This is a genomic window from Rhodococcus sp. JG-3 (genome assembly GCF_000482405.1).
GTDB classification, from domain to species: Bacteria; Actinomycetota; Actinomycetes; order Mycobacteriales; family Mycobacteriaceae; genus Rhodococcoides; species Rhodococcoides fascians.
In genome coordinates, this window is record NZ_AXVF01000005.1 from 68,402 (window position 1) to 94,815 (window position 26,414).

The 26,414-nt window shown below is 61.3% G+C and carries 28 protein-coding genes and 1 pseudogene; 13 read left to right on the forward strand and 16 right to left on the reverse strand.

The window, feature by feature from the left end:
* Window positions 1-167 precede the first annotated feature (167 nt).
* The 4 genes from K414_RS29025 (at window position 168) to K414_RS0100400 (ending at window position 2,874) form a co-directional block, all read left to right on the forward strand.
* Window positions 168-671: a thermonuclease family protein gene (locus K414_RS29025; RefSeq protein ID WP_161631770.1), complete on the forward strand. Its 504-nt coding sequence runs from the start codon at window positions 168-170 to the stop codon at window positions 669-671.
* A gap of 279 nt (window positions 672-950) precedes the next feature.
* Window positions 951-1,325 carry a hypothetical protein gene (locus K414_RS0100385; protein ID WP_152530326.1) on the forward strand — a complete coding sequence of 125 codons (375 nt, stop codon included), beginning with the start codon at window positions 951-953 and terminating at the stop codon, window positions 1,323-1,325.
* Between the two features lie 119 nt (window positions 1,326-1,444).
* Window positions 1,445-1,804 carry a hypothetical protein gene (locus K414_RS0100390; RefSeq protein WP_027494168.1) on the forward strand — a complete coding sequence of 120 codons (360 nt, stop codon included), beginning with the start codon at window positions 1,445-1,447 and terminating at the stop codon, window positions 1,802-1,804.
* Window positions 1,805-2,037: 233 nt separating this feature from the next.
* Entirely contained in the window at window positions 2,038-2,874 is an 837-nt protein-coding gene (locus K414_RS0100400) for a hypothetical protein (protein ID WP_027494169.1), read from the forward strand.
* 96 nt (window positions 2,875-2,970) lie between these two features.
* Here K414_RS0100400 and K414_RS29030 read toward each other — a convergent pair whose 3' ends face one another.
* Window positions 2,971-3,171: a hypothetical protein gene (locus K414_RS29030; protein ID WP_027494170.1), complete on the reverse strand. Its 201-nt coding sequence runs from the start codon at window positions 3,169-3,171 to the stop codon at window positions 2,971-2,973.
* Window positions 3,172-3,251: 80 nt separating this feature from the next.
* On the opposite strand from K414_RS29030, the gene K414_RS0100410 reads away from it, so the two are divergent.
* Complete coding sequence (locus tag K414_RS0100410) at window positions 3,252-5,639, forward strand: DNA topoisomerase III (RefSeq protein WP_027494171.1); 2,388 nt, start codon at window positions 3,252-3,254, stop codon at window positions 5,637-5,639.
* Window positions 5,640-5,708: 69 nt separating this feature from the next.
* Here K414_RS0100410 and K414_RS0100415 read toward each other — a convergent pair whose 3' ends face one another.
* The 10 genes and pseudogenes from K414_RS0100415 to K414_RS0100460 form a co-directional block, all read right to left on the reverse strand.
* Window positions 5,709-6,071: a hypothetical protein gene (locus K414_RS0100415; RefSeq protein ID WP_027494172.1), complete on the reverse strand. Its 363-nt coding sequence runs from the start codon at window positions 6,069-6,071 to the stop codon at window positions 5,709-5,711.
* Window positions 6,072-6,181: 110 nt separating this feature from the next.
* Complete coding sequence (locus K414_RS0100420) at window positions 6,182-6,550, reverse strand: Lsr2 family protein (RefSeq protein WP_027494173.1); 369 nt, start codon at window positions 6,548-6,550, stop codon at window positions 6,182-6,184.
* Window positions 6,551-6,826: 276 nt separating this feature from the next.
* The gene (locus K414_RS25575) at window positions 6,827-7,711 is read right to left on the reverse strand and encodes a glycosyltransferase family 2 protein (RefSeq protein ID WP_161631771.1); all 885 of its coding nucleotides are present in this window, start codon (window positions 7,709-7,711) and stop codon (window positions 6,827-6,829) included.
* A 116-nt stretch (window positions 7,712-7,827) separates the two neighbouring features.
* The gene (locus tag K414_RS25580; protein ID WP_237606106.1) at window positions 7,828-8,472 is read right to left on the reverse strand and encodes a DapH/DapD/GlmU-related protein; all 645 of its coding nucleotides are present in this window, start codon (window positions 8,470-8,472) and stop codon (window positions 7,828-7,830) included.
* The gene (locus K414_RS29730) at window positions 8,469-8,591 is read right to left on the reverse strand and encodes a hypothetical protein (RefSeq protein WP_272913798.1); all 123 of its coding nucleotides are present in this window, start codon (window positions 8,589-8,591) and stop codon (window positions 8,469-8,471) included. Before K414_RS29730 ends, K414_RS25580 begins: the two co-directional genes overlap by 4 nt.
* Window positions 8,579-8,797, reverse strand: a complete 219-nt coding sequence (locus K414_RS0100440) for a glycosyltransferase (RefSeq protein WP_027494174.1) — start codon at window positions 8,795-8,797, stop codon at window positions 8,579-8,581. The genes K414_RS29730 and K414_RS0100440 overlap by 13 nt, the downstream gene beginning before the upstream one ends.
* A 175-nt stretch (window positions 8,798-8,972) precedes the next feature.
* Window positions 8,973-9,334, reverse strand: a pseudogene (locus K414_RS29800) (IS110 family transposase); the annotation flags it as partial.
* Between the two features lie 528 nt (window positions 9,335-9,862).
* On the reverse strand, window positions 9,863-10,027 hold the full coding sequence (locus tag K414_RS29035) for a hypothetical protein (protein ID WP_161631772.1): 165 nt from the start codon (window positions 10,025-10,027) through the stop codon (window positions 9,863-9,865).
* Window positions 10,028-10,398: 371 nt separating this feature from the next.
* Window positions 10,399-10,758, reverse strand: coding sequence for a hypothetical protein (locus K414_RS28775; protein WP_152530328.1), 360 nt, complete (start codon window positions 10,756-10,758; stop codon window positions 10,399-10,401).
* A gap of 289 nt (window positions 10,759-11,047) precedes the next feature.
* Window positions 11,048-11,563 (reverse strand): hypothetical protein, encoded by a 516-nt coding sequence (locus K414_RS0100460; RefSeq protein WP_152530329.1) that lies wholly within the window; start codon window positions 11,561-11,563, stop codon window positions 11,048-11,050.
* Between the two features lie 802 nt (window positions 11,564-12,365).
* Here K414_RS0100460 and K414_RS0100470 point away from each other — a divergent pair.
* From K414_RS0100470 to K414_RS28780, 4 genes are all read left to right on the forward strand, one after another.
* Window positions 12,366-14,201: a hypothetical protein gene (locus K414_RS0100470; protein WP_152530330.1), complete on the forward strand. Its 1,836-nt coding sequence runs from the start codon at window positions 12,366-12,368 to the stop codon at window positions 14,199-14,201.
* Window positions 14,202-14,209: 8 nt separating this feature from the next.
* Window positions 14,210-15,028 carry a hypothetical protein gene (locus K414_RS0100475; RefSeq protein WP_027494179.1) on the forward strand — a complete coding sequence of 273 codons (819 nt, stop codon included), beginning with the start codon at window positions 14,210-14,212 and terminating at the stop codon, window positions 15,026-15,028.
* 102 nt (window positions 15,029-15,130) lie between these two features.
* A complete protein-coding gene (locus K414_RS0100480) occupies window positions 15,131-15,991 on the forward strand; it encodes a hypothetical protein (protein ID WP_027494180.1) in 861 nt (286 codons plus the stop codon).
* Window positions 15,992-16,243: 252 nt separating this feature from the next.
* Window positions 16,244-16,861 (forward strand): hypothetical protein, encoded by a 618-nt coding sequence (locus K414_RS28780; RefSeq protein ID WP_152530331.1) that lies wholly within the window; start codon window positions 16,244-16,246, stop codon window positions 16,859-16,861.
* A 374-nt stretch (window positions 16,862-17,235) separates the two neighbouring features.
* Here K414_RS28780 and K414_RS0100485 read toward each other — a convergent pair whose 3' ends face one another.
* Complete coding sequence (locus K414_RS0100485; RefSeq protein ID WP_152530332.1) at window positions 17,236-19,980, reverse strand: hypothetical protein; 2,745 nt, start codon at window positions 19,978-19,980, stop codon at window positions 17,236-17,238.
* A 373-nt stretch (window positions 19,981-20,353) separates the two neighbouring features.
* Here K414_RS0100485 and K414_RS0100490 point away from each other — a divergent pair, with 373 nt between their 5' ends.
* From K414_RS0100490 to K414_RS0100500, 3 genes are all read left to right on the forward strand, one after another.
* Window positions 20,354-20,776, forward strand: a complete 423-nt coding sequence (locus K414_RS0100490; protein WP_027494182.1) for a hypothetical protein — start codon at window positions 20,354-20,356, stop codon at window positions 20,774-20,776.
* A 185-nt stretch (window positions 20,777-20,961) separates the two neighbouring features.
* Complete coding sequence (locus K414_RS0100495; RefSeq protein WP_152530333.1) at window positions 20,962-21,417, forward strand: hypothetical protein; 456 nt, start codon at window positions 20,962-20,964, stop codon at window positions 21,415-21,417.
* On the forward strand, window positions 21,395-22,219 hold the full coding sequence (locus K414_RS0100500; RefSeq protein WP_027494184.1) for a hypothetical protein: 825 nt from the start codon (window positions 21,395-21,397) through the stop codon (window positions 22,217-22,219). Before K414_RS0100495 ends, K414_RS0100500 begins: the two co-directional genes overlap by 23 nt.
* 73 nt (window positions 22,220-22,292) lie before the next feature.
* On the opposite strand, the gene K414_RS0100505 is transcribed toward K414_RS0100500, so the two are convergent.
* From K414_RS0100505 to K414_RS25585, 3 genes are all read right to left on the reverse strand, one after another.
* On the reverse strand, window positions 22,293-23,132 hold the full coding sequence (locus tag K414_RS0100505; protein ID WP_027494185.1) for a hypothetical protein: 840 nt from the start codon (window positions 23,130-23,132) through the stop codon (window positions 22,293-22,295).
* Entirely contained in the window at window positions 23,133-24,188 is a 1,056-nt protein-coding gene (locus K414_RS0100510; protein WP_343294172.1) for a DNA adenine methylase, read from the reverse strand.
* Window positions 24,189-24,266: 78 nt separating this feature from the next.
* Window positions 24,267-24,497, reverse strand: coding sequence for a hypothetical protein (locus tag K414_RS25585; RefSeq protein WP_037218690.1), 231 nt, complete (start codon window positions 24,495-24,497; stop codon window positions 24,267-24,269).
* Window positions 24,498-24,638: 141 nt separating this feature from the next.
* On the opposite strand from K414_RS25585, the gene K414_RS28025 reads away from it, so the two are divergent.
* Complete coding sequence (locus tag K414_RS28025; RefSeq protein WP_027494188.1) at window positions 24,639-25,520, forward strand: HNH endonuclease; 882 nt, start codon at window positions 24,639-24,641, stop codon at window positions 25,518-25,520.
* A 74-nt stretch (window positions 25,521-25,594) separates the two neighbouring features.
* Here the strand turns inward: K414_RS28025 and K414_RS28030 are convergent, their stop codons facing one another.
* Window positions 25,595-26,146, reverse strand: a complete 552-nt coding sequence (locus tag K414_RS28030; RefSeq protein WP_152530334.1) for a hypothetical protein — start codon at window positions 26,144-26,146, stop codon at window positions 25,595-25,597.
* Window positions 26,147-26,414 lie beyond the last annotated feature (268 nt).

Consider the following 26,414-nt stretch of genomic DNA (forward strand, 5'->3'; position numbering starts at 1 on the left):
CTGCTCAGCAGCGTGTGCCCCGGTGGCCGTGTGCTGGCCGACGCGCTCGCACCCACACGAAGGCCCTCATGTCCGCACTCCCTCGATACTCTGCCCGTTCCCCACGTCTGTCGCGCACAAGGACGCGCGTTCTCTCGGTCTGTGTAGCTGCTCCTGCCGTTGCCGCGATGCTGGCGGGCTGCGATCCCCTGACCGCTCCCCCGAACCCCGCACACGCCTCTGAGGTCGTCTCTACGACCAGTGGTGTCGTCGATCGGGTGATCGACGGCGATACCGTCGACGTGCGTCTGTCGACCGGCGGCGACCCGGTACGAGTCCGCATTCTCGGTATCGACACCCCCGAAACGGTCGACCCCGACGCACCGGTGCAGTGCTGGGGGCCGGAAGCAAGCGCCTGGGCTCATCAGCAGCTTGACGGCACCACGATCACCCTCACCGCCGATCCGGTAGCCAACGACACCGACCGCTACGGACGCCTCCTGCGCTACGTCCAGCTCCCCGACGGGAGCAACTACAGCGTCCGCGCCGCCGAAACCGGAATGGCCCGGGCGTACATCTATCAAGACCAACACCTGGCCGAGGCCACGAACATCACTGCCGCACAATCGACTGCGCAGACCAACGGTGCAAGCCTGTGGGGCGCACCGTGCTTCGGCGATACAGCCTCGTGATCACCGAGTCCGCTGTGTTGTTCGCTCAGGTTGTGCTGCACCCGACCGAAGCACGTTGCCCCCACCGACCGGGCCATTGACGATGCTGCCGATAGTTCGGGGGTTGATGCTGGCCATGTGTGTCCTTTGTGGAGCAGCGTTTGCTGTTGCACTGGGCCGCATCGCATGGACTCGAATGAGCAAGAAAGGCCGTGCGGCCAAGACCATGAGAGTGCTGATCGGGACCGCGGTCGGCGGCCTTGTCTCGTTTGCCGCCTACGAGTTCTTGGGGTGGATCGCATGACGGCCGTACTCGAAACACGGCAGGTGCTCGGAGTGCTCACGCTCTCGATCTACCTGGCCTGCGCAATCGGGGTGCTGGTCGCGTTGGGCCGCATGGCACGAACCCGTAAGCACCACGACGGCCGCGAGGTAGAGAACACCAAAGTGCTGGTCGGTTCCGTCCTCGGCTGCCTGATCATGGCCGGGCACCTACAGCCTCTCGCCCTGTATTTCATGACTAGTTCACCGCTACTGCCGCACAACACGTTTCAGACCGCAGTACTGATGCGACCGATGCTCACCGCTCGACCGACGTACCTGATTCATATCGACGCCGCTTACAACTTCGGGGCCACTGCGTCCCTACCTATTCGATTGGAGCTGTTCAGATGAGTCCCCGAGACCTGTTATCCGACACTACAAACACGCGGCCAGTGGCAAGGTTCGCCCGTGACCTTCTGCCATACCTGCGACCCACATGCTTTTTCGCTATCAGTGTCGCGGCGCTGACATTGCTGCTCGGTCTCTCGCGGTGGGTCGATTTCAATTCCGTGCGCGCCGATATCGCCGCAGCAGACACCGTGCGGCCCACGATGCTGGCGGTGTTCGACGCTTTCGATTCCGTATTGAGGGCAGCGGAAGAGATCGGATCCAGCAGCGTGGCTGCCGGATTCGCCCTCGCGCTGGCATGGTTGATTGCCGTCATCGCTGTTGTCCTCTGCTGTGTCTCGATAGTGGTGTCCCCGTCGTCGCTACGCAGGCCGCGACTTCGACGATCCTTGGCTGTGCTGCCGCGCCGGATGGTGCGGGAGATCTTCGCAGTTCTGATCGCGTGCGGGATCGATCCTCGCTCGTGTCGCAGGACGGCCTGAATATCTCTTGAATCCGTACATATGGATGAACGCGGCACTCATTGCGCTCGTGATGGGGATGACGGTCCTCGCCGAACAGCGGTGGATGTGCGCTGCATATCGCTCGCCGCCGATGGGCTGCCTGCGACGGGTGCAGTGGTGGCAGGGCTCGGATCGACCGGCATCGTCTGCGCTTCCGCAGTCCCGACCCAGCAGAGCTACCGGTATTCCGACCCCGGCGAGAAGGAGTTGTCGTGACCTCAGATCTGGTGAGCGATCCTCGACTGCATTCCGATCATTGGAGCGTCGGTGACCGTGCCGTATGGCTCGTGTGCGACCTGGTGCCCATCCTCGGTGCCGCTCCTTTCCGGGAGATAACCGGCACTGTGGCACCCACCGTTCCCCGGCACGGCAACTGGGTCAGCAGGGCCACGCTTCCCGGCGAACCGGATGGTGCCCCCAACGGAGCCTGGTCAGTCGACGTCTTTCATACCGATCCGCACTGTCTGCCCTGCGCACGTGCTCTACAGGACACACGCGCCGAACTGACCGAGTCCTGCGACCGGTACTGGGCGCAATGGAGCCCGCGAGCGCACCGCAGGTTCACCGAACTGCGCTCGCACATCGACTGGACCTCGATCGACGGTGACGAGCGGGGGACGTTCACCGCGGACGCCGACGTGCCGGACTGGCTGCGTGAGGCGACGGCCGGTGCCCTGATCGGACGGGTCGATGCGGCGGTGGCCTCGTCACTGCTTCTGGCATGGGCGAACGCACCGATCCCCTGGCCGAGGCTGCTCGCCGCCCATCCCGGCGAGGCGGCGGTGCCCAGCGGCGACGCGGCAGCGCGGCGGCAAGCTACGTGGCCCGAGATCGCGGAAGCCTTCGAGACGATCGAGGCCGCCGGACGGACTGCCTACCTCGATGTCGGTCTCGAGGTCGACCAGGACGGCGGCTTGCTGCTGGAGACCAATGCCGTCGGCATCTACGGCCTCGATACCACCCACGGCGACGTCACCGATCTGGACGCACGCGTGACCGACATCCTGTCGATCGAGTCCGACTGGTGCGGGATCTGGGAGACCGGATGACCATCCGGAGTCGATTTCGGCCCATCCTCTAACGCCTACATCCGGAAAGGCCTGCCATGAACACACCCCCCCACCAGCACAACCGACGCCGACGATCTATCTCGCCTCAGCGACGATGACCTCGAGCTGCGACTGTTCAACCAAGATCGCGTGGCCGCTTTCGCGCGGCTGATGGACAGTCCAGTCGGTGCCGAGCTCGCCGAGAAAGCGAACCGAGCCCTCACCGCCACCGTCGTCGAGATCGGGTGACGTGGCACCTCGACGCTCCTCGAGAACGAGGACTGGGCCGCGCTGCACGAATCAGCCATACAAGCACGCGCAGAACAAGATCGACCGTTACCGACGGATCACTGAACTCTCGAAAAGAGGCAGATAACATGGGAAAGATTGGAATTCTGACCGAGAAGCCCTCGGCGGCTCGCAATTTCGCGGCAGCGCTGGGTGGGATGAGTGGCACGTTCGAGGGCACGGAGTATGTCATCGTTAATGCTCGCGGTCACCTGCTCGAGCTGAAGGACCCCTCCGCGATGGTCCCGTCGTCCCTCGCCGAGAAGTACCGGAGCTGGGAGCTCGAACATCTACCGTGGAATGCAGCCGACTTCCGATGGGAGCGCGAGGTCCGGCGCCGGGTGTCCGGCGGGAAGCTGGTCACCGATTCGGATGCGAAAAGCTTGCTGCAGGAACTCGAGAAGGTGCTTTCGGGATGCGAGACGGTCTGCAACGCAGCCGATCTCGACCCAACCGGTGAGGGCTCACTCCTGGGCTGGGAGATCGTGGAATACCTGGGCCTGGAGAACAAGAAGCTCGAACGGATGGAGTTCCTGGACGAGACACCGGCGTCGTTGCAGAAGGCCTTCAGGGCACGTCGAGCGGTCAGCGCAATCGCCGCAGAGGGCGACTACCGTAAGGCCGACTTTCGGTCGAAGTGGGACATGCTCTCGATGCAGTTCACCAGGCTTGCGACCAAAACCGTGGGCGCGACCACTGTGCTCCGCAACGGGCGGCTCAAGTCCGCGATGGTCGTGATCGTGGGTGACGGCCTCGACGCCCACAGGAATTACGTCAAGAAGGCGTTCTACGAGAACCGTTTTCGTGACGAGAACGGTGTGACGTACGCCGATCCCGACGTCGATCGATTCGACTCACAGGTCGATGTCCCCGGCGGCTTCGTCTCCTCGCCGGTTGTCCACGACGGGACGAGCCGTAAGAAGACAGGTCCGCCGCGGTTGATGGACCTCGCAGCTCTGTCGTCTCTGCTGGCGAAGAAGGGCTTCGGAGCCAAGAACGTCCTCGATACCTATCAGAAGATGTACGAGGCGCAGGTGGTGTCCTACCCGCGCACCGAGGACAAGTTCATCTCGATCGAGCAGTTCAACGAGCTACTTCCATTGGTCGACACGATCGCCGGCGTCGTCGGAGTCGACCCTGCGGCGCTGAGCCATCGCGGACCGCGCACGAGCCACGTCAAATCCGGTGGCGCGCACGGTGCCAACCGCCCGGGCCCCAACGTCCCAGCAAGCCTCGACGCAGTGGAGAAGACCTACGGCGCATTGGGCAAAGAGATCTACGAGCTCCTCGCCAAGAACTACCTCACCATGCTCGCCCCCGATTACGAGTACGACCAGCATCGCGGCCACGTCGAGCAGTACCCGAGCTTCGTCGGGTCGCTGAACGTGCCCGTTGTCGCCGGGTGGAAAGGCGTGTTCACCAGCGAGGAGGAGGACCAGCAGAGTAGCGACCAGCCGGAGGGTGTCACCGCGCTCGGCACCGTCGCCGACCCGTTCGTCCACGAGGGCTTCCCCACTCGGCCCCCGCACCCGACGATGGGATGGTTGATGAAACAGCTCGAGAAGCGGAACGTGGGTACCGGTGCGACCCGGACGAGCACGTACGCCGAGGTGACGAACAACAGCAATGGCAAGGCGCTGATGGTCGAGCAGCGCGGCAAGATCACCCTCAGCGCGATCGGCGAACTCAACCATCGGATTCTGCCGGGCACGCACATCGGTGACCTGACGATCACCGAGCAGGTCTTCGAGCAGATGGCGCAGATCGAGGCCGGAACCGGTGAGGCAGCCGACTATCTGTCCCTCGTGGCCGATCTGGTGCGTCACGACCTCGAGACGATGAAGGCAAATTCGAGCACGCTCCCCGGCGAACTGAAGGCTCGCATGGGCAAGGCCGGGGTGACTCGGCCGGCGGTAGAGATGATCGACCTGCCGCCGGAGCTGCACTTCACCCACGCTGGCACGGTCGTGACCCGCGCGAAGCGGGTCTTCGGTGGCCACCGATTCACCGACTCCGAAGTAGCGGCACTGCTGGCCGGGCAGGTCATCGAGATCGTCGCGACGAGCGCGAAGTCGGGAAAGACGTTCACGTGCACGGGCAAACTCGAACCAGGCGTGATGGACAAGGACGGCAAGCAGTACCCACACGTGAGCTTCAACCCGAAGTTCGAAGAGCGGCCACCTCGGACCGATCTGGTCAGCGGAGTGTGGAAAGGCAAACCGGTCACGTTCAAAGGCCGCGGATGGGGTGCCAACGAACACTGGCCGGGTAAGGACTTCACCGAGCAGGAACTGGAGAAGCTACTAGCCGGGGAGACCATCGAATTCGACGCCACCAGCAAGACAGGTAGGACGTACCGGGCCAAGGGCGCACTGGCCGCAGGTACCTACCAGGGCAGCAAGACATTCGGATTCAAGCTGAAGTTCGAGGACCGCAAATCCACCGCAGGCACCAAGAAACGCACCGTGCGTCGGTAAACGGGTGCCGCAGGACAGCAGCGGGGTCGTACGCCTGCACCCATCGGGAAACGAGTCCGAGCGGCGGGTTCAGAAGAAGGTCAGCTGTGCCTCGTCGACGCGGACACGTCCGGGCTTCGTCCGGCGGGGTCGGACCGGGGGAGCGTGCCGAGCCGGCACCGCCGGTGCGGAACCTTCGGCGATGCCGAGTCCGGCGAAAGCACGGCGCGCCAATTCATCCCGTACACGGGACCGTTCGGCTATGCGTGCACGTCCGATCGCCGTGTCTCGGGCACTCCACTCCAACTCCCACGCCGCCGATCCCGGAGGCGGCGCGCCCACAGCCCGATCGGTCACCCGATCGAGGAGTTGATCGATCCTGTCGATCAGAACCTCGGCAAGCTCATCGAGCACGTGATCGGGCACCGCAGCCACGCCGACGTTCTCGCTCATACGGGGCAATCTAGCGTTCCTCCGGACAGATTTGGGTCAGAGGGGGCGACGAGCACTAGAAAGCGTCCCTCTTCGCGCTGTTGCTCAGCTGCAGAGACTCCACGGCCTGGTCAGTGAGCGGCGTTGTACGCTTCTTCGATGGCGGCCGGGATGCGGCCACGACTGCTGAGCTCGTAGCCCTCGTCGAATGCCCACTGCCGGATCGCGCGTGTCTGTGCCGGATCACGCGTGGCCGGTGTCCCGGTCTTCGCGGGCGTCGTCGCGCCGGCGGGGGAGGGCTTGCGCTTGCGGCCACCGACACGAGTGGAATGCTCGATGTAGTAGTCGAGCTTCCTGTGAAACTCGGTGGCGTTCTTTGCTTTCAGGTCGATCACGTACTCGACACCGCCCACCGCGAATTCGATCGTTTCGCCGGATTCGTCGTCGATGACCGACCCGTCGATATCGTCCACCAATTGGGTTGTCACTCGTTTGGCCACAGCCGGCAAACCTTTCGATCACACACATTTGTCAGGGACTCGGTTACCGGCCAGCGTAACCAACGAATGCGGCGATGAGTGCAACCTTTCATGTCACGACATCGCTCCCTGGGATGTCGTGAAGTGACACCGGTTGCAGCTGATCGCCACATGTACTGGCGACACAGTCAAGGCAGATGCTTACCGGCCGTCCGGGACAATTTGCTCTCCGGAAGCCTATGGGCATCCGACGACCACCCGACGAGGATGTCGAAACACGGGCAATGCCGGGAGAGGTTACTTTCCGGGGTCCGCGTCTGCGGGGCTCTCGCTGCGAATATCGGATAGATCGCGTACGGATGTAATGGCGAATTCGGAATGCGACACCGGCAGAATACGAGATCCGCTCGAGGAGAGAATTCGAGTGACCGGCCAGTGCAGAGTGTGCAGAATCATGTCCGATATCAGCAGCCTGCGTAACCAACCACTGGCCAGTCCGTGATGAGCCCACGTACGGTACGAACTCTGGACGTAGTGCCGATACTCGAGCGGAGGGGTGAGCAAACGGCGCCCGGACACCTCGACTCGCATCGACGCGATCTGAGCGATTCGCAGACCCAGCTTGTTCAGACACAGCGACAGATCTATGTCTTCGTGCAGATCCGTTCGCAGACTCGTGCGATCTCGAACGGCCTCCCACGCTGACTTACGGATTGCGAAGTTGTTTCCCGAAGCGGCAGAAACCCGCTGCTCAGACGGCTTCTTTCGCACCGAGCGGTTGACGAACGCGCGGTACGGTCGCGCCCACGGGGAATCGTAGAGGTAGATCGGCCCGGTCACGGCGACGTAGTCGAGTCGGCGATCGAAGAAGTCGAGTACCGACTCGACCCAACCCGGCTCGATACGGGTATCGGCATCGATGCGGCCGATGATCGATCCGCTGGCGTGGTCGAATCCGGCGTTGCGTGCATGCACGACGCCACGCTCGGACTCCCGCAGCAGAATCACCTGCGGAAACTGCCGCCCGTACTCGGCGACGATGTCCGCGGTATCGTCGGTCGAATTGTTGTCGACGACAATGATCTCGTGAATTTGCTCGCTCTGGACAAGCAATGCGTCCAGGCATTCGCTGATGTGAGCGGACTCGTCGAATGCAGGCACAACAATGGAAAGAGTGTTCACAACGCCAACCCCTGACACGTATGCCTTGAAGGCGGTGGATTCGAGCCGCTGACGCAACCGATGCTACATCATTGCTTGCCGCAAAAGAACCTGCCGGTTTATTCCGTTCTCGCGGTTCAGGAATCAGAGATCGGCGGAGGGAACAGACGTCGCAATGTGTCCGGATCGCTGAAGTCGGTGTTCTCCCCGATCCAGCGTTGCTCGGGAGGAGGGCTGTTCAACTCCCGACGGCGACGGGCCGGACTGCCGACGTATAGACCGTCGGGTTCGCAATCTCTCGTCACCACGGAGTTCGCCCCGATGATGCATCCGGCACCGATGTGGACGCCGGGCATGACAACCACCCCGGACCCGATCCAGGCTCCCCGACCGATCGTCACCGATTCTCCCCGCAACGCGCCCGCCCGATGCCCCGACGGCCCGATGTCGTGTGTGCTGGTGAGAAGACGAACGTGGTCCGCGATGAACACGTGATCACCGATCACGATGTCGGCCACGGTGTCGAAATAGCAACCGAAGTTGACGAAGACGCCGGTGCCCATCCGTACCGATCCGCGGCCTTGAATCATCGAACCGCCGTACACCAGGCACGGGCCGGATGTGCGCAGCCCTGCCGGACGCAGTACGGACGCACGAAGCACCGCGGGCAAGAGCGGCAGATTCGCCAGCGAGACGACGGTTGCCTGACGTATCTGCACGAGAGCCCAGACGACGTCCGACGAACTGTGTATCCAGTCGCGGATGCGCTTGGCGACTGTCACGCGGCGGCTCGAATCCGTTCTTCGGACTCGGCCTGATCGTCGACCGGCAATGCCCGGCTCGGTACCGTTGCGAACAGACGTGAGATCGGCCAGCGCAGCGTGTGCATCATCCAGTCCATGGCCACATCCGCCCGAGCTTGGGCGAGGCCAGACCGTGCTCCTGGTACGAGCGGTAGCCCGCCAATTGGAGCGTTCCGTCGGTCGACGCGTTGTCCACGACGACGATGCGGTCGATATCGTCGCTTTGGTCGAGTAGCGGCGCTAGACACTCGCCCAGATGATCGACGTCGTCCAGTACCGGAATGACCACACTGAGAGTGTTCATTTCGATCCCCTGACTCGTTCCGATATCGATGACGACGCAGCTACACCTTCGAACTTACGACATGCGCGAGTAGATGCCTATGACTGCGAAGACCGGGACACCTGCGAACGCAGCCGGAGCAGACTCGGGCGGTCCGGCAGTGGGAGGCTGATGGGGGCTACCCGATCAGCGATTCTGAAACCCGGGCGAGGTCGCGACGTAGACGTGCGGTCTGTGCGATGACCACCGCATCGCGGGCGTCGGTCTTGCCTTCACCAGCAAAAGCGCCGGTCATGCTGTGCACGACCCGACCAGGCACATACCGCAATTGCTGGCGGTGCGCGTGCAGCACGCCGCGGAGCAAGGCCGACTCCGGCGCGGTCATGTCGATCGCCATACCACCGAATCGACATCTGCGACTGGGTCGAGCAGCGTCTCGATCTCTGCATGGTCGTTTCGAATACGACGTGACCACAGCACAGCGCCACTGTCGTCGACCGCCGCGGCGTGATGCGCGTGGCGTCCGACATCAATTCCAACCCAGACCTTTTCGACCATCTGCACTCCTTTCGGACGCATGGGGCTCGTCAGGGCCGTTTCGCCGGCACACCTTTACACAGCGACAAAATCGCGAACACATCTCAATCAGCGGCCGAAACGACCCGTCACGGTCCGGGGTGACCTTCCACGCGAAGCCACCGGGGCAGCAGGTGATTGTCGAGCCACGCCCCAGACCGCCGACGAGCGCCTGAAGCGGGTGCCTCAGACCCCTCCAACGTAAAGGTGATTGTGCGGGAGCGACGGGGCGGGACCAGGCTCGGTGTCGCGGTAGCTCTGATTTCGGCGGTGGTGGCTGTCGGTGGCGTTGGCAGGGTCTTGGTTCATGGACAGCGACCCTGTGATCGAGCCGTCGACGAGTCGGTCGAGTTTGGATGATTGCCCGCGGTGCAGTAGCCCAATTCCGTTGCCGTTGGACAATTTCTGTGCGTGGTGCGGTTTTCCGCTGCGAGTTGATTCGTGGGAGCGGGCGGCGAGAATTCACTCTGCGCACGCTCGGTGGCTCCGCCGGCGTCGTGGTTAGGGCGTTCAGCTCGTTGCGGGTACGAGGGGGTCGGGTTTGACGAGGTAGGGGTAGACGCCTGGGCCTGGTGTTTCGTTTTCGACGAGGATGAGGCCTTCGTCTCGGATTTCGCGGATGACGACGATGCCGGGTGTGCCGGGTGCGAGGTGGTAGCGGTCGCCGATGTTCATGGGTGTTCTCCTGCGCTTGCGGTGGTGAGTGTTGATTGTCGGTGATCGCCGGTCCGCCGAGTGGCTACCATTGTGGTGGTGTCGGTCATGTGATGGCGTGATGGCGTCGGCGGGAACCCACTGCCGGTCCAAATCGAGTCGGCCCTTTTTGTTGCCCGTGAATATCGAAACGTAACGGTTGCAAGCCAATCCCCGATGCTGCTCAGTCGGCGATTGGCTTGGGCTGATTTGTCGCACGACAACATCCGGTAACAAGCGGGGAACCATCGACCTACAACAATGGATACCATCCGGGGCCATCAGACCGGCCTCTCCGTAATACGACTAATCCCGCCCCTGCGAATCGGCTGGGGCATCTCTATAACAGTGGATCACGCTGTACAGGCACGAAGACCCTCGTTGACCTTGCCGTCGTAATCGTCAGCGTCCGGGCTACGTTCACCGTAAAGTTTGACAAGTGATGGCGCTGCGCCACGAGCAATTTGCTGATCGATGCTTGCACGGATCTGCGCGAGGATGCCCGCTAGGATTTCATCGATCCGTGGGCCATCTACTCCAGAGACGCCATCGTAAAGTGTAATATTCTGTTGCAGATTGCTAAATTTTTCGGGAACAATATTGTCTTTACCGTCTGTTAGATTTAATAGACCTTCCTGATATATGTCAGCTCGGCCTACGCATTCCGCACCTGATATGACTTCGCTGCTTTCGGATTTGCCACTGTCTCCCATCTGGTTCGGCTACTTTGTTCGATGAACTTCCCGAGCAGGCACCTAGTGCCAGTGTTGCTCCAGCGCATAGAACGAGTGCGCTCACAACACGCGTCCGGAGATGGACAATTCGGCGTGAACCCACTGCCCGTCCATGTGCCCGACCCTTGAGTTGACGACTGTCGACATTCGAGCTTATTCGCAGTGGCATCAGATGGTTATAGCGCATCCAGTACCGAAAATCACACGACAGTGCAGCCGGAACGGGCGTTACCCATGCGACATTCATTGAAACAAAGTACGGGAAAAGCTATTTTGCGAGGCAGACGTTGAGCCCTTCGTTGGGTAGTCCGTCGTAGTTGTCGGAGCTTTCGGGCGGTTCCCCGTACAGTACAACAACCTTCGGAGCGGGTAGGCCCATTCCGCCGGTGGCCACGTTCATGTAGTCCTCGTAGCTATCACGTATCTGCTCGACCATCGTGATCGGGATATCAGAAATCAACCCGCCTCCGTCAGCTGAGTTTTCGGGCCCGTCCCCAATGACGATGTTCGAGCCGTCCAGGTAACCGTTGATCGCGTCGGGATCCTGATCCTCCCAGTTCGTACTTTCGTGGAGGTAGAATGACCCGGTTTGATAGATGTCCGGCCGATTGAGGCAATCGGATCCGGAGATGGCTCGGTCGGTGAAGCTTGTGCCCACACTCCCCGAATCTGCCTCACCCGAAGCGTCCGACACAGTGTTTGCGTCGCCGTCGCTACAGGAACTTAGGACTACGACGAGCGCTGCCGCTGCGGGAAGCCACACCATGTTGAGCTGACTTTTCACGTTCGTTGCTCCAGAGTCGCTGAAATTTAAATGAGTCCCGCTAATTTCCATCAACGGGACTGCCCGCATGCTGCCACAAGGGAGCTCTTCCGGGGAACTCTAACTGTCACACTTGTCGATCCGCGACTCGAACACCGTCGAACAGTAAGCCAAGAAGAGGTGGCACGACCATCGACCGCCAACAACAGGCCACGCGCCTGCATCACAGTCCGATGCGGCAGCGACGTCGACGTCGACGTCGCCATCCTCGCCAACTCCGCACGCTGATCATCCGTAACCGGCAAAGCCGCCGCAGCCATAATCAGGCATGGTACAAACTACCGCAGTATTTCACCGACAGACCACTAGCCATTCTGGGCCGACGCCAGGGACATGGCCAGTCATGACTTCTTGACGGGCCATGTCCATAGGTCCATCACACCGTGAGTTCAAGGTCGCGGTCGTACCCATTGCCTGGTCCGTTGTCATGGCCCGATTCGGGATTTCGTTGCCGGTACCGTGCCACGGCTTCACGGTGCCCGGGTTGTTCTCGGCAGCGCGCAGGAAGATACCCGGGCGCATCGACATATCGCGTATATCTCGGGAAGTCGCTCCACCCTGCCATTTGTGAGATGACGATCTGAGCTCCAACGGATTTGGCGTGCATCATGGTGCATACGTCGTCTGAGCTTTCCATGTCACTCAGCATGGCCCCATCCTCGATGCGAGCATTTTTCGAGCGGACCTTACCTCCAGGCAGAACATGGCGATGTCCTTCATTCGACCGACAAACCTTGACATCGGATTTGGGAGTGTCGTTTATTTGGGGCACATCATCATCGCTCGGAGGAGATCGAACATCGCTACCGTCTCGCCGCGCATCGGAACCAGTCCCGCCACGCTGCTGCTCCGAACATCCGTCGCACTCGTCGTCCTGCTCTGCGCAGCGTGCTCCTCGGGCGCGCCGACCGACACTCCCGATGTAACGGTCACGCAGGAGTCGACGGGACCCACCCAGGACCCGCGTGCGGTCGAAGCAGCAGTGGACGGCAACGGAGTGACACTCACCGGTGAGATCGACGGTGCCAGCGTCAAGGTCGAGTCGACGGCAGGCGTCGCCGCAGCGGGAACTGCAGTCCGTCTCGCACCCGCCGAATCGATTCCCACGACAGCGTCCTCGGCACTGCAACTGGGCGGCGGTGCATCGATAGTGCTCGGCGACGAGGAACAACCGAAGGAACCGATCACGGTCGCGTTCGAGATTCCGACCTCCGACACCCGCTTCGACGACATGGGTGAGAACGTCGACTCGGTCGTCGTAGCGGTCAGCAACACCGAGCCGCCCGTCTCCGAACTACTACCAGCGGAATGGGACGCATCGAAAAGGACCTTGACGGCGACGACCACACACCTGAGCAGCTTCTACAACGGCACAGTGGACTACTCGGCGTTGAGAGAGAAAGTGGCCGACAACGTCGACGGGTTCTTCGAGCAGAAAACCGACGCGCCGAGCTGCTACGGCAAGCCCGCGACGATCGGCGCGGTCACGTACGAGGCAGCGGCCCCCGCAGAAGACGTCGTGTGGCCCTGCTTGGCCGATCGAGGAGGGAACCTCGCGGTGACCCTGTACTCGAATTCACCGCTCGGGTGGATTCTTCGATCGACGCCCGCACCACTGGAGCGGCAGGAGTCGACGGACATTTCGCTCTCGGCAGCAGCGAACTCGGCACTGTACGGCAGCCTGCTGGACTCCGAACTCGGCGACGGCACGCTTCTGCACCCATCGGGCTCCTCGGAAGTTGTCTTCGCGCCGCCGAACGTGCCCAGGAAAATCGACATGCGCGCCCAGGCCGCGATGACACTGGTCGACATCGGAATGCACGGTGCCTCGATGGTGTGGGGTGGCAACACCGCGATGGATATAGCCGATCCATTCGCCGTCGAAGGCGGGACCAAATGCATCGCCGACGGCGTGACCTGGGAGAAGATCGAGGACGCCTCCGACACCGAAGCCGGCGAACTGAGCCGCAACGCGTTCGACTGCGCGTCGACCGCAGGGTCCCTTGCGGTGAAATCAGAGGCGCTCAACGTCGGGGGACAAGCCCTGAAGGCGTTGGGCAACACCATCACCGGTATCGCATCGTTGCCCAAGAGTGCCTCACTGCTGGCCACCACAGTGAAGGGCCTCGCCGGTGAATTCAACGGACAGAACTCCGCAACAGTGGTAATTCGTGCACGCGGCGGGGATTCGGTGGATCTGACCGGCGTGCCGGACGAGGTGTTCTCCATCGATTCCATCTCGATGGCGAACAGGCTGACCGAGCCGGTGAAAGTCGGGCGGGCGATCGGCCCGAACCGGTACGCGATGGGCGGTGAGGAATCGCCGTCCGTCGACATGACCTATTCGTGGACCGCTACGACCGCGGAGGGAGTGGAATACGACGGCGAGCACTGCCAGGTGATCGTCAGCATCGAAGGTCCGCAGGCCGGGTTGGAAGATTTGAAATCTGCCCGATGCAGCAGTGGCGGGTCGGGAAGCTTCAACGGCGACGCCGGCGCTAGGCGCTACTTCATCACTGTTCCCGGTAACTACACGATTCGATTGCGAGACCTGGTTACCGGCTTGACCTCCGAGACATCCTTCGTCGTCGAGAAATGAGTTCGGTTATGAACCTGTCCAAACGAAGCCGGACTGTGTGTGCCGAACTGGTCGCCGTCGGTGTCCTGCTCTCAGCATGCGGTGCCGAAACCGACACACCGGCAGCGACGGGGGCGACGACACCGGCAGGTGACGCCGCGACCGGCGCTTCGACCTCGGTTCCTCGAAGTACCGCGCCCGCAACGAGCTCCGCCAAGCAGAGTGCCGTCCTATTCACCAGTGAGTGGACCGATTCCGATGGCTACTCCTACCGGGCAGTGATAAACGAGCCGACGATCTCAGTAGACAAAGATATCGCCAACTCGAAACCAGGTGAGGCCCAGTTGGAATGGACGATCGAGGCATCCGGGACTCTCGAAAACACAACACCGAACCGTAACGCCCCGTTCCCCGAAGACTTCTCGATTCAGCCCACGTGGTCGGCTAGCAGCGAACTCTGCACAGTTGACACCACAGGACGCGACAAGGGCTTCTCTTCCAACATCCCAGCGAACGAAGGCGATTGGTGCACCCTCACCAACATGCCGCTGTTCTTCCACACCGAAGCCTCAGAACGCAGCGGAGGTATTGGATTCGAGGACCCAGTGCCTGCAGGGACAACACTCGACGTCCAGCTCAAGAACTCGAATATCGCCGCCTTCATCGTGCCCGAAGCCGAGGCCGACACCACGATTTCCTCTGTCGAAGCTCCGACGCTGTACACGTTGGGCAGATCCGACGTCCCGTCGATGCATGGCCAAAACAACGCGCAATGCCTCCTCATGACCCAGATTTGGGTCTTCGCAGAGACGCAAGAAACGGGCTGCGAAACCGAACAATCGCCATAACGCAAGCGGAAGGTCGCCGCTAGCTGACCATGGGAGATAAAAGACCACGATTGATGAGGCCGCGCACGATGTACGGCCCGCGCTAATTCCTGGGAGCACTCAATGACACACATGCCTGGCGATGACAAGTCCGACGATCGAATGAATGACGACGAGTCGGCTACTTACTGGACGCCAGCAAAAACGCTCGCCGCTGCGGCGGTCACCGTGGTCGCGCTCGCTGTTGGTGTCGTTTTCGGGGCAAAAGTCATAACGGATTCTCCCGAGGATTCGATATCTGACGTGGCCTCTTCGGACGACTTCGTTGCATTCGATTCCGAAGGGACTGTGCCGGAGGTAGAGATCACAGAAGACAGCATGAATAAAATGAGCTCTCAAGCGTTCAGTGAATTACCCGATTCGGTTCGTCTTGATCACTACGGTCCACGTATCGACGAGTGGCGCGCTGATGCTTACAGCTATCTTATCCCGGCTGTCGGAAGCAGAGAGAAAGAGTTCTTCAACAACGATCTCCCGGAGGATAAGAGTGAGTACACACCTCAGCAGATTGCGAATCAAGTCGCAATAGATCTCTATGACGCGTCATCGCAAGATGGTAAGACCGATGAAAGTAAAGAGGAAGGACGCAAGATGCTCTCCGTCATTATGTCACCGCAGAATGCGGAGTTCTCCGAATCGATTAGCATAATCAATGGACCTAACGCAATACGAATGGTCAATGAGGTGCACGACACGTACCCCCGATTGAAGAATGTGACGTTCCGTGGCCGCCCAATCGGTCCTGACGGGGCTGAGCTGATGGTACTTGAATCAAACAGCGAAGGCCGTAAGTACTTCGGACTCTACCAACTCCTCACGACGCCAAACGGGAACTCGATCTGGCAGTTCACCGACACGTTTGCGTACAACGATTTGACGATTCACAAGGATATAAAGAGGGCCGTCAGCGAGTCGCATGAGTAGGTAGAACTGTGTGATCCATCAGCTTAACCGGAGTGGTCGTATTGCCCGCGCTCCGCCCAGGCGTGAGCCGCTGCCGTCAGGATCCTCAACGACGCCATGGACGGCCGGTGTTCGGCCCCGGTCAGGGCTCACCGACGCGAAGGCGGGCGCTGAGAAGATTAGGTAGGCTGCGCCGAGCGGACCGACCCAGAGCGCGCATGAAGCTGCGTGGGCCGTCCCCCCACGCGTGATTCTTTCTCATACGGCGTTTGAATGAACTTCACGTATGTATCGCCATTCCGGCTGCGCCAGCGTGTGATTTTCGATACTTGCGCGGCCGCCCGACAACGGATGCGCTATAACCAATCAATGCCGCAGAATAATGGTCCATCAAAGAGCTTCAGCAAACGCTCCGCCGAGATTGCGCGAGCAGTCGGTCTCAGTGCAGCACTCATCGCTGTCGGTTCATTGGCAGCTATCGGCTGCGCTGGCGATCCAGGCCAAGGCCAAACTGGCGCGAGCCCCACAGGCTCCGTTGCTACAACTGGCGGTCAAAGCGGGGGTGTTATTTTCGGTGATGAATGCTACGCACGGGATGACATCTATCAAGAAGGACTTTTGCACATAGCCGATGGCAGGGGTGGAATTGATCAACAAAGATTTAATGACCTTGCACACTACGTTACTATCAAAGACGGCAGAAGTGGTGTAAAAGCACCAAAGATTACGAGTATTCCTGAAGACGTACTAGACCAGATTCGTACAAGTGTCACTTTGAGTATGGATCAAGGTTTATTGGCTCCGGCGGTCGTCAACCTATACGGCGAACGACAATCTGACTGGAATGACTATGACGGTGTGCTTAACAGTGGCCTTAAAGCTTGCGTCTAGAAGCCGTTAATGCATCGGCCGAGTCCGCATCAGCGTGCCACGACGGCATTCTGTTCCAGCCATTCGGCGCGCCGAACAGTTAAGGCTCGCTTGCCGACCCGTATCAGCAATTCACAACAGACGACCACCAATGACGCCTTGACACCCAACTTGCAGCCGATGGCGAATCGAGCCCCAACCGATTGTGATCACCTAACTCAATCCCTGCTGTAGCGTTCTCGAGCAGCGCAAACGTCATAATATCTGGTATCGGTACGGATTAGATTGTGCGACAGACGATTTTAATCACCTGATTACAAAGCAATCTGCGCGGCAAACCCGGCAAGCGTGCCGCCGTGGTGGTGTCCGCACTTGAGCCGCCGCGACCAATCCCGTCATACGCCCCTGTCCGCGATGCGATGGCCCACCCGGTCCAGCAGTAGCGCGGCGGCCATGCGTGGCCGAATCACGGTCGCAGCGTCGTCGTCGGCTGCGGCGGCCCGGCACACGATCTCGCGCACACCCTCGATGGTCGCGTCACCGTCCGTCCCGGACAGAGCCGTGGCACCCATGTCCAGGAGGTTCCGCCAATCGCGTTTCAGATCTCCGGATGCAATGTGGCCAAATTCTCTGCTCGCGGCTTCCACGGCAGCGGTCATGAAGTCCGTCGAGATCACAGGCTTGGTCGCCCGTGGTGCGGGACGGCTACCGCTTTCTCCGTGCTGGTCGACTCGACGCTGCGCCTGCACTCCGATAGCGTCCGGCGCTTGGGCCATGAGGATGACAAGGGTGCGCGCAGCACCGGTAAACGAGGTGCGTAGTCGGCGGTCCAGCTCGTCCCACACCACCTCACTCAGCACCGTGTCGTCTGGCATCAAACTGATTAGAGCGTCACTGAGGTCCCCAATATGGTTGCCGCTTGGGCCGTCTACCAGGCGCAGGGCCGACCGTGCGAAGTCCTGATGCCACCGAGGTGTGTTTGCTGCGAATCCGTCGAGCAGAGCGCTTATTGCTGCAAGCGCGCCAGGCTGGACGAGGCGGTTGACCGCGGTCTGTTGATCGATCGAGTTGAGGCGGTTGAGCACCATGTCACGCTGAAAGGTGCGCTCGTGGAACACGAGGCCAGCTGCTAGCAGCCATGTGTGCCGCCAGTGCGCCGCCGGAATCAGGGCCTCTAGGGTGTCAGACGGGTCGGATGACTGCATGAGGCGCTTAGCGGCGAAGAACTCTGTGAGCGTGCGGACCTCGAAAGCGACGCCCTCCCGCCGAGGAACGATCAGCACGAGCCGCGTGGCAGCCAGCTCGTCGATCTCGACGGCCATACGACGGGCCTCCTCGCCGGTGTACCCGTCCTCGTCGATAACTCGGGCGGTGATGACCGACAGGGACTCCTTTGCGAGGATCGATTCGGCGTCACCGGACTGCTCGGCCTGTAAGTGAATCGTCAGAGCGCATTGTTGGTGAATGCGGTCGAGTTGGGGCCTATAGCGCTCGAAGACGAGATCTGCTGTGGGGTGTTTGTTGCGTTCACGCGCGTAGATCGTCTCGTAATACGCGTTGAACAACGCGAACCGGCTATGCGGTGCGCGAGTTCGTTGTTCCAGGAGGAGCGCGACGATGGTTACCTGCAGTGGGGTGGTCATCAGGCGTGCGGTTTCTGGCTCAGCAACCGCACGGTTGACCCTGGTCATCACCGTGTCTTGGCTGTCCAGGTCGTCGGGAAACCTGGTCCTCAGGAGGCGGGATGCGTAGTCGAGGGCTTGGTCTCGGGTCAGGGGCGACAGTTGGACGAGCTCGAACCCGGAACTGCTGTCGAAGGTGTAGCCGGTGGGCCGTGAGGTGCATACAACCAGCGCGTCAACGCGCTGGGCGGCCAGTTCGGTGTGGAAGTCGTCAATGAGCTCATTCGTAAGATCTCGGTCCTTGGCTGCGGCCACCTCATCGAGGCCATCGAGCACGACCAGAATCGGCCACTGCGTAAATAGCCGCTTGACGTCGGCGATGCTCATTTGGTCCGACTGCCGGTGGTTGAACAGATTGGTGATGTGCTGCAGCACCGTCAGGGTGCGGTTGGCGCTGAGCTCGTCGGCGAACTCACTGAGCACCACGCGCACCGGGAGGCGATGCAGCCTTGGCGCGGGGAGAGCGTGTGCGCTGAACGCCTCTCGCACCCGAGCACTTGTCTCGGCGCTCTGCTGGGTCAGAACGGGGTGGTGACCCTGCAAGAGCGCGGCGCGGTAGATCTGGCATAGCGTCCGCGACAGCGTGGTCTTGCCGGTGCCCGGACCGCCGAGGACGATGAACTGCGCGTTGCTGGTGAGACCGAATTCGGGGTCGCGCACCTCGTCGGCGGCCAAGACGATCCGGCGCAGCACGTAGTCGTCCTCAGAGGCGCTGCCCCTTAGCCCGAAGTGCGCGGGGAGGTCAACCGCCACCTGCTCCAGCCTCAGCCGCTGCGACGACTGCTCGCCGGACTCTCCCAGCCCGATCATCAGGTCTGCCTTCAACGTTCTCACCAAATACGTCACCAGCATCTGAGAAATCCGCGCGTCCTGCTCGGCGACGTGATCAAGCAAACGGGACAGCACATCGCCGGGCATGATGAGGTCGGTGAAACGCTGCCGGACTGCTGGGTGGTTGTTCAGGAGCCCGGTCAATTGATCAGGATGCCAAGCGGCCCAACCTTTCAGGTGAGGGAGTCCGATCTTCTTACCGGTCCCGGGTTCGGTAAGGTCCCGGTATTTCACCATCAGCTGCTCAAAGCGATCGGCTCCACCGCGCTTACTGACTGGAGTCAGTACGACGTTGGTCGCGAACACGAGGTAGTCCGGGGGAGGCAGTCGCGGCGACTTCCGCCCCCGGCCCACCCATGCGTCGAGTTCCTTCGTCGCCTCGGTGAAGAACCAGTTCTGGTCCACTCCAGTGGAGGTGATGCGACTTTTGAATTTCGCCTGAATGACGCCGTAGCCGTTCCAGTCGCCGCCTCCGGGCACGTGGCACTCGCCGTCGAAAGTGGCTTCGCGGCCGCCATCGCCGCCGTCACCGAAGATCCGAACCCGACCCCCGATACTCGCGAGCGTAAGGGCCTGCACCATCTGCTCGAAGCCATCTGGGCCGAGCCTCGAGAAGTCGTAGGTCATGACCGACAAGCGTAGTTCGAACCGAGTGCGTCGGCCGGAAGCTGCGCCACGGGCGAAGCACACCTGGTTGTGCGGCGGCGGCACGCTCGCGTCGACATTGGCGCGCCGGAGATCGATCGCGCGGTCAGCGACTATGTAGGCGCGCACTTCGATTCGCGGACGGTCACATGGCTGGGGCGCGAGCACCACGGACTGCCGCAAACCGAAGCTGGCCGCGAGCCTGGGTTCCATGTTGCAACCGCACGTTTCTCCACCGGCTAGAAGTTCCGAATTAGGCTGTTTACCAGCCACTTCCGGCCGATACCTGACATAAGGTCCGTTATCGGTAATGAATGTCGTTAGTCTTTGTTCGGCCCTTTAGAATTTCTGAGTCATGGACTCAATCTTCTGGCTCGGCCTGCTCCTCGGGGCCATCATGGGGCAAAGCCTTCAATACCTTGCCCGCCCCTTCGAGCGCTTTCTTGATCGCCGCCTCGCCGAGAGGATCACCCGACAGGCGACGCGGCTCAACGCCGCATCCAGGGACGAGCAATCTGCAACACGGGACTGGCTCGTGGTCCAACTACTTGAGATAGCACTCATCGGCGCGATCACAGGAGCTGCGGGGGGCGTGCTTTTTGGAATATCCAACGCCAGCGCAGCATCGGCCGACAACTACCAAGACTGGGGCAGGTGGCTCGCACTGTTGGGGCAGATAGTGATCGTTGCTGGGGCCGCGATAACGATTAAAATTGCAGGGGACGCCATCAGCTCCGCCCGCGCATTGGTGACAATACGGAGCAGTCAAGCCGAATGATGGCCTGGTCAGTCGTGTACAGCCGATCGAACGACTGACAAGATCCGAAGCGGTGTGGTTCGATCCGGCAGTGGGACTGGCAGACGACGTACGGCGGCAACTCGACGACGGTAGTGGGTCTAGAACACCGGCTCGACAATTCCAGTCCCCAACGTGTGCTTCACGATTGGACCAGGGAGAACATGATGCCAGACATCGAGGACGAGTACCTCAGTCTCATCGACGTGGTCTCAGACCGATCGGAGTACGCGGTCGCAAAGCGCGGCGATCGGTACGACTTCGACACAGCAGAGTGGACGGTCTCGGTAATCGCCGTGGCGATCAGCGGACTTGCCGGCGGAATGCTCTCAGCGTGGGGTGGCAATCTCGCCGAAGCATCCTTACGACTTGTACGAAAGATCGCACACCGCGACCGGTCGGAGCCGACGTCGACCCAGCAACTCGAAGACCTAGAAACGTTGCACAGGATCGTCATTGAAGTCAGAGGACGGCCTGATTTACCCGATTCGATCGACCGCGAGGTCGTCCAACTTCTCAAAGAAGCCGGGCTCGACGACGAAGCTGCCCAGACGGCGTGCCAACGGTTGAGGAGCATCGTCGAGGGAAAGCAGGAGAACGGTGACCCTCCATCCCGGACTTGACTGGCTCCACGGTCGGCTCGAGGGAGACGGCCCGTACCTTGCAAAATGGAGCTTCTATCTCAGCACTCGCCTCGACGAGGGAATCGGCATCGACGACGCTGAGTTCATCGAACGACGCCTTATGCAAATCGCCCACCGAGATACCGCGGCTATGAAGATTTCCATCAACGCTGGCGCAGACCTCACGATGATCGCTCGGTCCTGGCGCGGGCTTTGCACGACATTCCGAACCACTTTCCCTAGTGGCGGCGCGATGCGCGTTCGACTCGGAGTCATCAAGGATCCGTTTCAACTCTCCCGGAAATTCCTCATGGTGACGCACACCGGAGAGATTTCGGCGGCGCGCGTCTCCATGTACTGGGACCTACGTCGCGAGGCACTAGCTGCATACAAGCGTTGCCATGATCTAGAGACGATGACCGGCTGGCCCCAGTTGTACAGTGCCTGGTTCAGTGCCCTAATCACGGAACGGATCGTGTACCGGTACGTGCCGGCTTCGCTGCCAGATGGATCCGGTCCAGACCCTCTTGTCCAAGAGCTGTTCACCGAGGACGAGCAAGAGACCTTGGAGAAGATGGATGCGGAACTGGAGGAGGGTTTCGCCGACATCTTCACCGCATTAACGATCTACACGAGCGATGAGGCCCAAGCCGAGAACCGCGCGCAGGTCTTGGCCGCTCACGCGACCGACGGACGCCTGGAGGCCCGCAGGATGCTTCGAGAAATGCGCCGTGACTTTCGGGTGACTCCGTGGAACTTCCAAGCATGGGATGCGGAGCTGAAGCAAATGGACACTTCGTAAACACATCGAACGAGCGAGGCGAAGACGCCATCCGTGCCCGACGCCGATGGATTCTCGCATCGGGACTCGAGCGTCAGATGAATCGCCGTAACCGGGCGGCGTCTTCCAGGTCCTCCCGGAACTTGTCCAGGCTGGCCAACGTATACATGCCGTCGATCTGCTGACTCTCCCATAGAGCGTGAATACGACGAAGATCGGCTTTACGCGACTTCCACCCGATACCGTCGATCACTGCGATGACGAACTGCCGAGGCAGCCGGACGTCGGCCATCTCCTCGATCTCTCTGACTGCATCGGTGAGCTTGCTACCCGTGGAGTCGAACCCTTTCGCGGCCACGACGATTGCGGCGTTTTCAGTGTCAGGGACAACAAGGTCGCAGGGGGCAGTTCGCCCGTTTCGCCCCGTGAATCGTGTGCGGGTTTCATAGGTCAGTCCGAGATCGCTTGCGATGGCTTCGATTTCGTCCTCGACTTTGCGACCTGACTCTCCTGCCCGAGTGGCGGTCACACGTGGCCCTGCCCGGGCTACGAGTACGTCTCCGAATTCGTAGTTCCTATCGAGCTGCGTGGCGACCATACGGATCAGGTCGAAGTCGACGTCAAGCCAGTCGATGACATCGTTGGGTCGTTCGCGGGCGAGCGTGACCCAACCGCTGGTGTCGAACTTGTCTCGCATGACGTTCTTGAGCTTTTCCTGGGACAGACCAACGGCCAATCCAAGCACCGGCACCCACTTCGGATGAGTCCCGATCCACCCCGCAAGGGTCGCTGGTTCGTGATCCTCTAACTGCGCCAACGATCGGGCTGCGTCTCGAATATCGTCCGCTGCCGGGGATGCCGCCGTCGGATCGACGTGGCCGGTCAACCGCCCAAGAGTGGTGACGTACTGATCGAACGGTACTGCCTCGCTCATTCAGTCGCGTCCGATGAACAGGTACTCGCTCACGTCCCGCCGGGTCGCGGCGACGTGCGTTCCGAAACTGTATTTGTGGTCGATAGCAACCACCTCGACGTTCGGCTTGACCTTTCCGAGCAGGTCCACGATCCGTGACGCATCGGGGATGGCATTGGACGAGTACGACAGCACGATCGCACCGGATGCCTCGAAATGCTCGAAGGTACGCAGCAAGGCGTCCTCGATGGTGCGTTTGTACGCGAACGGGGTGAACCGCTTGGCGAGCTTCTTGGTCTTGGTCTCTTCCATGATCGTCGTACCCCGCCAGTACACGCTGAGCCCTTCGAGGAAGTGATAGCGCTTGATGTAGTCGTTGTCGTCCGACGGTGGCGCGTACGGGGGGTCGAGATACACCAGGTCGGGGGTGTTGTTGGCGATGTCGAACACATCACCTGTCACGACATCACTTTTGGCACCGTTGCTGAACACGGTGGCGTTGTACTCGGCGGCGCGTTCGCGAAAGTGTTCGCGCAACGACAACCGGAGATCCCGTCGACCATCTGCATAGCGGGTGGAGTCGGTGAAGGTGAACACGCCACGCGGTTGTTTGCGAGCTGCTGAAAGAACCAATGCCGATATGGCGAGGTCGCGGCGGTATCCGCGAAGGGCGTCTATGTGCGACCAGGCGGAGTCGAGGAACTGTCGATCCTCGGCCGTGAAGTACAGGCCGTCGAACTTCGTACGGATGAAATCGCGGTCATCCGCCGGCGGGCCGCAGATCTGATTGATCAGATCAGCTTCCAGCTTCACGCTGGAGTTCGCGACCGTTGCACGGGCGATCGCTCCTGGGAAGGTGAGGAAATCGTTGCTCGTGACCTGGAATCCCTGGGCCTTGAGCAAGTACGACACAACACCTGAGCCGGAGAAGGCGTCGACTGCGGTCGCGCCTCCGAGCTCGGCGAATGTCCGCTCGAGGTGCGGCAACAAGCGGTACTTGGACCCCATGTAGCGCAGCCGTGGGAAGGTCTGCGCCTTGGTGACGACCTCGGTGGAAGTCAGTTGTTGTCGGACCATTGGCATAGCCTGCCATGCTCGGCCTTGATGGCGAAGTGCCTTCCGCAACGACTCACCACTGTGTTGCTCGGCACCGGACTACGACGGGTCGTCGAAGGCGGTGATGACATGCGCAGTGGGGTTGTTGCCGCCCCGGAATTCCTGAACGGTGACCCCGTCTTTGCCGCCGCGTAGAACGGCTCCTTGGCGTCCGACCTTGACTCTCCCGTCAGCGAACCGGACGAGCTTGAGACCGTCCGGCCACTCGGTGACGTCATTCCCGCTGCGGTTCTTGTACGTTTTCGGCGTTCCGAAGTCGAGCCCGTCCATAGCCTGGAAGTGTGCCAGGACGAGGGGTACCTGACGAGACGCGGTGTTCCTTTCAGCATTGTGTACAGCGCGCAACGAGGAGCCGGACATCGTGCACCTCAATCGAACGCAGGTCGCAGCCGACACGGAGAGAGGGCGCTTATGACGTTTTGGTGGGCCAGCCAAGGCAAGAACCACGCCACGGCCATAGAACAAGGGACGCTCTGGACAGCGCCTCGGATCAACGGTGCGCTCCCGACCGACCGCGCCCTCATCAAACAGATCAAGCCCGGCGACGTGGTGTTTCATTACGACGGCCCGTACCTGCGGGCGGTAAGTGTCGCGACGACCGCGTCTTCGCCCTGCCAGCGCCCCGACGGTTATCCCAAGGACGTCGACGCCCAGCCCGACGCAGGGTGGCTCGTACGGGTCGACCCCGTCATCGAAGGTTTGCGCGTCCACTCCCAGCGAATAGCAGAACTTCTCCCGCATGGGTCCCCGGGTCCTCTCGACAAGAACGGCACACCTCAGCAGAAGTACCTGTCTGAACTCACCCACGAACAGGGGTCGTTGCTTCTCGAGGAGATCGACCTCGACAACCCGAGCCCTTCCGGCGAGGCCCTCCCCGCACCGGCCCACGGAGAAACGGATGCAGCTACCAGCGTGTGGGGACGAATCGAGCAGCGTGGCCTCCGCCGACGGCTGCTCGACGGCCGCACCGAGGCCGAGTGCGGTCTGTGCGGACGACGGTTACCTGTCGCGCTACTCGTAGCCGGTCACATCAAACCCCGCGCTCACTGCACCAACCAGGAACGATGGGACTACCCGAACGTGGCGATGCTGGCATGTCTGCTCGGATGCGATGCCCTGTTCGAGCGCGGCTACATCGCCGTCGACGACAGCGGGACCATCGTCGAAGGACGACCCACCGGCGTCGACGCGGTCGCAAACGCCAGGGCAGGGCTCGTCGGATCGTCGTGCCCCGCATTCACCCCAGGCCGAGCAGCGTCGTTCAATGCCCACCGACAACTACACCGAACCTGACCCCCACACCGAGACGTCACCCAACCGCGACTGTGCAACGCGCACGGGACCGGAGGCCTGCGCGCAACTCGTGGCTATCGCCGAAACCCTCGTCGTGGATCGCGTGGATCTTCACCGACCCTTGCTGTGAACCATGTGTGGCAGGGGAAGACCTGTAGCCCTTGGAGGGCGGTGGCGGGGTGGTAGAAGACTTCGGCATCACGGTCGTCCATCAGGCCGTCGGACACGGCATCCCAGTCGCCGTCTTGCGGGTGAGTAGCCAGGGCGGCGACGTCTTCGCCGTACTCGGCGTCGGAGAGAGCAGCTGCGGCCTGCGCGATGACGATCAACAGCGCCAGTTGCTCTGCCATCGTGCGCGGTCGGGGTAACTCGCCGGCGTCGAGGTCTTCGGCCAGGTCGTCGAACGATCGGGCCATCTGACGCCTCCACGTGACGGATTCGCTGTAGGTGCACTCCGGCAACCGGTCGAACAAATACCACCACTCGGTCGCATCGACAGGATCGCCGCCGCGCTCCTCGATGTCGTCGTACGCACCGTCAGCGCATACCCACGCGTGTATCCGCAGCAGCTCCCGCTGTCGATCGGTGAGAATGAACCGCGGCACGAACTCGATGACATCACCCATGATTGCCATGCTGCCGGTCCGGCGCGGGCTCACGCACAACTTCCCGCCTTTTCGAGTCATAGACAGCACCACAATGGCTTCGGCCCGCCCTGTGTGTCGTGCCAGCTCCGGCACCAACGACGTCGGTCTCGCTTCCCGGACGGGATGCGAGAGCACGCAGCTATGAGCTAGTCTGATGACGTTCGACCGTCGATGAGGGTCACGGTCGAGCGTCCATCCAGCAACAGCGCTGCACCACACCAGTTCTCGGGTGTCGGTGTCTTCGAGC

Bases quoted from the DNA above. Each gene is read 5' to 3' on its own strand.
- K414_RS0100485 (WP_152530332.1), bottom strand. From the start codon at position 19,980: ATGACCTACGACTTCTCGAGGCTCGGCCCAGATGGCTTCGAGCAGATG.
- K414_RS28780 (WP_152530331.1), top strand. From the start codon at position 16,244: ATGAACTTCACGTATGTATCGCCATTCCGGCTGCGCCAGCGTGTGATT.
- K414_RS0100480 (WP_027494180.1), top strand. From the start codon at position 15,131: ATGACACACATGCCTGGCGATGACAAGTCCGACGATCGAATGAATGAC.
- K414_RS25585 (WP_037218690.1), bottom strand. From the start codon at position 24,497: ATGGACGGGCTCGACTTCGGAACGCCGAAAACGTACAAGAACCGCAGC.
- K414_RS0100495 (WP_152530333.1), top strand. From the start codon at position 20,962: ATGCCAGACATCGAGGACGAGTACCTCAGTCTCATCGACGTGGTCTCA.
- K414_RS29025 (WP_161631770.1), top strand. From the start codon at position 168: ATGCTGGCGGGCTGCGATCCCCTGACCGCTCCCCCGAACCCCGCACAC.
- K414_RS0100510 (WP_343294172.1), bottom strand. From the start codon at position 24,188: ATGGTCCGACAACAACTGACTTCCACCGAGGTCGTCACCAAGGCGCAG.
- K414_RS29730 (WP_272913798.1), bottom strand. From the start codon at position 8,591: ATGGACTGGATGATGCACACGCTGCGCTGGCCGATCTCACGTCTGTTC.
- K414_RS28775 (WP_152530328.1), bottom strand. From the start codon at position 10,758: ATGGGAGACAGTGGCAAATCCGAAAGCAGCGAAGTCATATCAGGTGCG.
- K414_RS0100440 (WP_027494174.1), bottom strand. From the start codon at position 8,797: ATGAACACTCTCAGTGTGGTCATTCCGGTACTGGACGACGTCGATCAT.
- K414_RS0100490 (WP_027494182.1), top strand. From the start codon at position 20,354: ATGGACTCAATCTTCTGGCTCGGCCTGCTCCTCGGGGCCATCATGGGG.
- K414_RS0100505 (WP_027494185.1), bottom strand. From the start codon at position 23,132: ATGAGCGAGGCAGTACCGTTCGATCAGTACGTCACCACTCTTGGGCGG.
- K414_RS0100410 (WP_027494171.1), top strand. From the start codon at position 3,252: ATGGGAAAGATTGGAATTCTGACCGAGAAGCCCTCGGCGGCTCGCAAT.
- K414_RS28025 (WP_027494188.1), top strand. From the start codon at position 24,639: ATGACGTTTTGGTGGGCCAGCCAAGGCAAGAACCACGCCACGGCCATA.
- K414_RS0100475 (WP_027494179.1), top strand. From the start codon at position 14,210: ATGAACCTGTCCAAACGAAGCCGGACTGTGTGTGCCGAACTGGTCGCC.
- K414_RS28030 (WP_152530334.1), bottom strand. From the start codon at position 26,146: ATGGGTGATGTCATCGAGTTCGTGCCGCGGTTCATTCTCACCGATCGA.
- K414_RS29035 (WP_161631772.1), bottom strand. From the start codon at position 10,027: ATGAACATCGGCGACCGCTACCACCTCGCACCCGGCACACCCGGCATC.
- K414_RS0100385 (WP_152530326.1), top strand. From the start codon at position 951: ATGACGGCCGTACTCGAAACACGGCAGGTGCTCGGAGTGCTCACGCTC.
- K414_RS0100415 (WP_027494172.1), bottom strand. From the start codon at position 6,071: ATGAGCGAGAACGTCGGCGTGGCTGCGGTGCCCGATCACGTGCTCGAT.